This is a genomic window from Aquimarina litoralis, assembly GCF_039523995.1.
Taxonomy (GTDB): domain Bacteria; phylum Bacteroidota; class Bacteroidia; order Flavobacteriales; family Flavobacteriaceae; genus Aquimarina; species Aquimarina litoralis.
In genome coordinates this window covers 1-5,541 of the sequence record NZ_BAAAGE010000013.1, presented here as the reverse complement: position 1 = coordinate 5,541, position 5,541 = coordinate 1, and the positions used below count along the sequence as shown (strand labels likewise).

2 tRNA genes and 3 rRNA genes are annotated in these 5,541 nt (G+C 45.9%); all 5 read right to left on the bottom strand.

The features are described from left to right. Positions 1 to 40: 40 nt before the first annotated feature. Positions 41 to 148, bottom strand: a 5S ribosomal RNA gene (gene rrf / locus ABD077_RS24980). Between the two features lie 185 nt (positions 149 to 333). Then, positions 334 to 3,150: ribosomal RNA gene (locus tag ABD077_RS24975) — 23S ribosomal RNA — on the bottom strand. Between the two features lie 214 nt (positions 3,151 to 3,364). Beyond that, positions 3,365 to 3,438: transfer RNA gene (locus ABD077_RS24970), tRNA-Ala, on the bottom strand. A 133-nt stretch (positions 3,439 to 3,571) separates the two neighbouring features. Next, positions 3,572 to 3,645, bottom strand: a tRNA-Ile gene (locus tag ABD077_RS24965). Positions 3,646 to 3,810: 165 nt separating this feature from the next. After that, positions 3,811 to 5,336 (bottom strand): 16S ribosomal RNA (locus tag ABD077_RS24960). The 16S, 23S and 5S rRNA genes sit together here with 2 tRNA genes alongside, the layout of an rRNA operon. Between the last annotated feature and the right edge of the window lie 205 nt (positions 5,337 to 5,541).

Below are 5,541 nucleotides of genomic sequence, written 5' to 3'. Positions count from 1 at the left end.
CATAAAAAAACCCTTCATTGTTATAATGAAGGGTTTTCAAGGAAGGCGGCGACCTACTCTCCCACGATTGTAGTACCATTGGCGCTAACGGGCTTAACTTCTCTGTTCGGAATGGTAAGAGGTGAGCCCCGATGCTATAACCACCTTAAGTCGTTTGTTAATAGTAGTTAGTTATTGGTTAATAGTATTTAAACTATCAACATCTAACCATAAACTATCAACCAATATTGTTGACATATTGATTTAAATATATAAAATACGATAAGCACATTACTAAAATACACTTGTTAAGCAAATCTCCACCTTGGCATCGATACTTCAATACCAAGGTGTGCGCATAAGCCTATGGGTTATTAGTACTACTCGGCTATGACATTACTGCCTTTACACCTATAGCCTATCAACGTGGTAGTCTCCCACGACCCTTTAAAGAAATCTCATCTTGTGGTGGGTTTCGCGCTTATATGCTTTCAGCGCTTATCCCTTCCGAACGTAGCTACTCTGCAATGCTCCTGGCGGAACAACAGATACACCAGAGGTTCGTCCAACTCGGTCCTCTCGTACTAAAGTCAGATCCACTCAAATTTCTAACGCCCACTGTAGATAGAGACCGAACTGTCTCACGACGTTCTGAACCCAGCTCGCGTGCCACTTTAATGGGCGAACAGCCCAACCCTTGGGACCTTCTCCAGCCCCAGGATGTGACGAGCCGACATCGAGGTGCCAAACCCCCCCGTCGATGTGAGCTCTTGGGGGAGATCAGCCTGTTATCCCCGGAGTACCTTTTATCCTTTGAGCGATGGCCCTTCCATACGGAACCACCGGATCACTATGCTCTACTTTCGTACCTGATCGAGCTGTATCTCTCTCAGTCAAGCCTGCTTATGCCATTGCACTCTACGCACGATTACCAACCGTACTGAGCAGACCTTTAGAAGCCTCCGTTACTCTTTTGGAGGCGACCACCCCAGTCAAACTACCCACCAAGCACTGTCCATCTCGCGATGTTAGGCTTCGAATAAGCAAAGGGTGGTATTTCAACAATGACTCCACAACGCCTGGCGACGCCACTTCAAAGTCTCCCACCTATCCTACACATTACTTATCCAAAGTCAATACTAAGCTATAGTAAAGGTTCACAGGGTCTTTTCGTCCCACAGCGGGTAACCGGCATCTTCACCGATACTACAATTTCACCGAGCTCATGGCTGAGACAGTGTCCAGATCGTTGCACCATTCGTGCAGGTCGGAACTTACCCGACAAGGAATTTCGCTACCTTAGGACCGTTATAGTTACGGCCGCCGTTTACCGGGGCTTCAATTCAGATCTTCGCCGAAGCTAAACCCTCCTCTTAACCTTCCGGCACCGGGCAGGTGTCAGGCCATATACATCATATTTCTATTTAGCATAGCCCTGTGTTTTTGATAAACAGTCGCCTGGACCTCTTCACTGCGGCCACACCGAAGTGTGGCGACCCTTCTCCCGAAGTTACGGGTCGATTTTGCCTAGTTCCTTAGCCATGAATCTCTCGAGCACCTTAGAATTCTCATCCCAACTACCTGTGTCGGTTTACGGTACGGGCTGCTTCACTCGGTTTTCTTGGAAGTCGCGCCTCTGGATTATCACATCAGCCGAAGCCTCTGTGTACTATCGCGGTATTACTACTCGCTTCAACGAACTATTCCGTCAGTTCGCACCAAATAAACGCCTCCGTCACTTTTAACGTGAGCAGGTACAGGAATATTAACCTGTTGTCCATCCACTACCCCTTTCGGGTTCGCGTTAGGTCCCGACTAACCCTCAGCTGATTAGCATAGCTGAGGAAACCTTAGTCTTTCGGTGTGCGGGTTTCTCGCCCGCATTATCGTTACTTATGCCTACATTTTCTTTTGTAGCTACTCCAGCAAGAATCACCTCTCACCTTCAACGTCACTACAATGCTCCCCTACCACTCCTTACGAAGTCCATAGCTTCGGTAATATGCTTATGCCCGATTATTATCCATGCCGAACCGCTCGACTAGTGAGCTGTTACGCACTCTTTAAATGAATGGCTGCTTCCAAGCCAACATCCTAGCTGTCTAAGCAGTTCAACCGCGTTTATTCAACTTAGCATATATTTAGGGACCTTAGCTGATGGTCTGGGTTCTTTCCCTCTCGGACATGGACCTTAGCACCCATGCCCTCACTGCTGATCATCATTTTATAGCATTCGGAGTTTGTCAGGAATTGGTAGGCGGTGAAGCCCCCGCATCCAATCAGTAGCTCTACCTCTATAAAACTATATATCAACGCTGCACCTAAATGCATTTCGGGGAGTACGAGCTATTTCCGAGTTTGATTGGCCTTTCACCCCTACCCTCAGGTCATCCCAAGACTTTTCAACGTCAACGGGTTCGGTCCTCCACTTTGGGTTAACAAAGCTTCAACCTGCCCAAGGGTAGATCACACGGTTTCGCGTCTACTACTACTAACTTAATCGCCCTATTCAGACTCGCTTTCGCTTCGGCTGCGATTCTTAAAATCTTAACCTCGCTAGTAAAAGTAACTCGTAGGCTCATTATGCAAAAGGCACGCCGTCACTTATCGCTCCGACCGCTTGTAAGCGTATGGTTTCAGGATCTATTTCACTCCCTTATTCAGGGTTCTTTTCACCTTTCCCTCACGGTACTGGTTCACTATCGGTCTCTCAGGAGTATTTAGCCTTATGGGATGGTCCCCACAGATTCATACAGGGTTACACGTGCCCCGCACTACTCAGGATACCACTAAATCAATATATCTTACCTATACGGGACTATCACCCTCTACGGCTTGTCTTTCCAAACAATTCTAATTCAATATACATCTTATATCGTGGTCCTACAACCCCGATATTGCCGTAACAACATCGGTTTGGGCTAATCCGCGTTCGCTCGCCACTACTAACGGAATCACTATTGTTTTCTTCTCCTCCGGGTACTTAGATGTTTCAGTTCTCCGGGTTCGCCTCCTTGCGGATACTATATCTTCAATATAGTGGGTTGCCCCATTCGGATATCTGCGGATCATAGTGTATGTGCCACTCCCCACAGCTTTTCGCAGCTTATCACGTCCTTCATCGCCTCTGAGAGCCTAGGCATTCCCCATACGCCCTTAATTAGCTTATGCGTCTTGCTTTAACTTGCTCTTTTAGTTTTTTCAATAATAAAATACAATTCTATTATCGCTCTTGTGTCGTTAAATGTCTCCTGTGAAAACATCTAACGCTCGTATTCTTTAAATCAATATGTCAATGAACGTTGTAGTGAGTCAATACTGACCTAAAATCAGTAACTACTCCCATGCAATACTCTTCAAAATTATATCTCAAAGCATCACCTTGTGGAGAATACCGGAGTCGAACCGGTGACCTCCTGCGTGCAAGGCAGGCGCTCTAGCCAGCTGAGCTAATTCCCCTATCATGAATTCAGAATGTAGAATTCAGAATTACGAATTTAGAATTCTCAAACTTCTAGAATTTCCTTTCAATATATAATCAATGAACTTTACTAAAACTAAGCTTATAAAATACTAAAGCTGTCTTAGACAGTAGTCTCAGGCAGACTCGAACTGCCGACCTCTACATTATCAGTGTAGCGCTCTAACCAGCTGAGCTATGAGACTTTTTTCATAGTTGATGGTTGATGGTTTACAGTTGATAGTTACCTGTCCTACAAATTAAAACGCTAACAACTAACAACCAAAAACTAACAACTAATTCAATTAATTAACAGCTAAGACTAAAAATAATCCCTAACAAACAATTCCTGTGTGTCATAACTTCTCTAGAAAGGAGGTGTTCCAGCCGCACCTTCCGGTACGGCTACCTTGTTACGACTTAGCCCCAGTTACCAGTTTTACCCTAGGCCGCTCCTTGCGGTGACGGACTTCAGGTACCCCCAGCTTCCATGGCTTGACGGGCGGTGTGTACAAGGCCCGGGAACGTATTCACCGGATCATGGCTGATATCCGATTACTAGCGATTCCAGCTTCACGGAGTCGAGTTGCAGACTCCGATCCGAACTGTGATAGGTTTTATAGATTCGCTCCTTGTCACCAAGTGGCTGCTCTCTGTACCTACCATTGTAGCACGTGTGTGGCCCAGGACGTAAGGGCCGTGATGATTTGACGTCATCCCCACCTTCCTCGCGGTTTGCACCGGCAGTCTTGCTAGAGTTCCCGACATTACTCGCTGGCAACTAACAACAGGGGTTGCGCTCGTTATAGGACTTAACCTGACACCTCACGGCACGAGCTGACGACAACCATGCAGCACCTTGTAATCTGTCCGAAGAAAACTCTATCTCTAAAGCTGTCAGACTACATTTAAGCCCTGGTAAGGTTCCTCGCGTATCATCGAATTAAACCACATGCTCCACCGCTTGTGCGGGCCCCCGTCAATTCCTTTGAGTTTCATTCTTGCGAACGTACTCCCCAGGTGGGTTACTTATCACTTTCGCTTAGCCACTCAGTCCGAAAACCGAACAGCTAGTAACCATCGTTTACGGCGTGGACTACCAGGGTATCTAATCCTGTTCGCTACCCACGCTTTCGTCCCTTAGCGTCAATACATTATTAGTGATCTGCCTTCGCAATCGGTATTCTAAGTAATATCTATGCATTTCACCGCTACACTACTTATTCTAACCACTTCATAATGATTCAAGACTTGCAGTATCAATGGCAATTTTCCGGTTGAGCCGAAAACTTTCACCACTGACTTACAAACCCGCCTACGGACCCTTTAAACCCAATGATTCCGGATAACGCTTGGATCCTCCGTATTACCGCGGCTGCTGGCACGGAGTTAGCCGATCCTTATTCGTAGAGTACCGTCAGAGCTCTACACGTAGAGCGGTTTCTTCCTCTATAAAAGTAGTTTACAACCCATAGGGCAGTCTTCCTACACGCGGCATGGCTGGATCAGAGTTGCCTCCATTGTCCAATATTCCTCACTGCTGCCTCCCGTAGGAGTCTGGTCCGTGTCTCAGTACCAGTGTGGGGGATCTCCCTCTCAGGACCCCTATCTATCGTCGCCTTGGTATGCCGTTACCATACCAACTAGCTAATAGAACGCATAGCCATCTTATAGCGATAAATCTTTAATCATTAACCAATGCTGATTTATGATACCATAAGGTATTAATCCAAATTTCTCTGGGCTATCCCTTACTATAAGGTAGGTTCTATACGCGTTACGCACCCGTGCGCCGGTCGTCATCTAAAGTGCAAGCACTCTAATGTTACCCCTCGACTTGCATGTGTTAAGCCTGCCGCTAGCGTTCATCCTGAGCCAGGATCAAACTCTTCATCGTGAATTCTTAAATATTTTAATCATAACACAACCAGGAATTTTAAATCGTTTCTCAAAATTATTTCTAGTCTTAATTCTTATTGTAATAATATCAGTATAAACCAATATTAATACGCGCTGTCAATCAATAAATCAATGAACTTTTTCAACAACCCAACACAATCTTCATCGCTGGCTGTATTCGATAATTATCAAGGAATCGAACC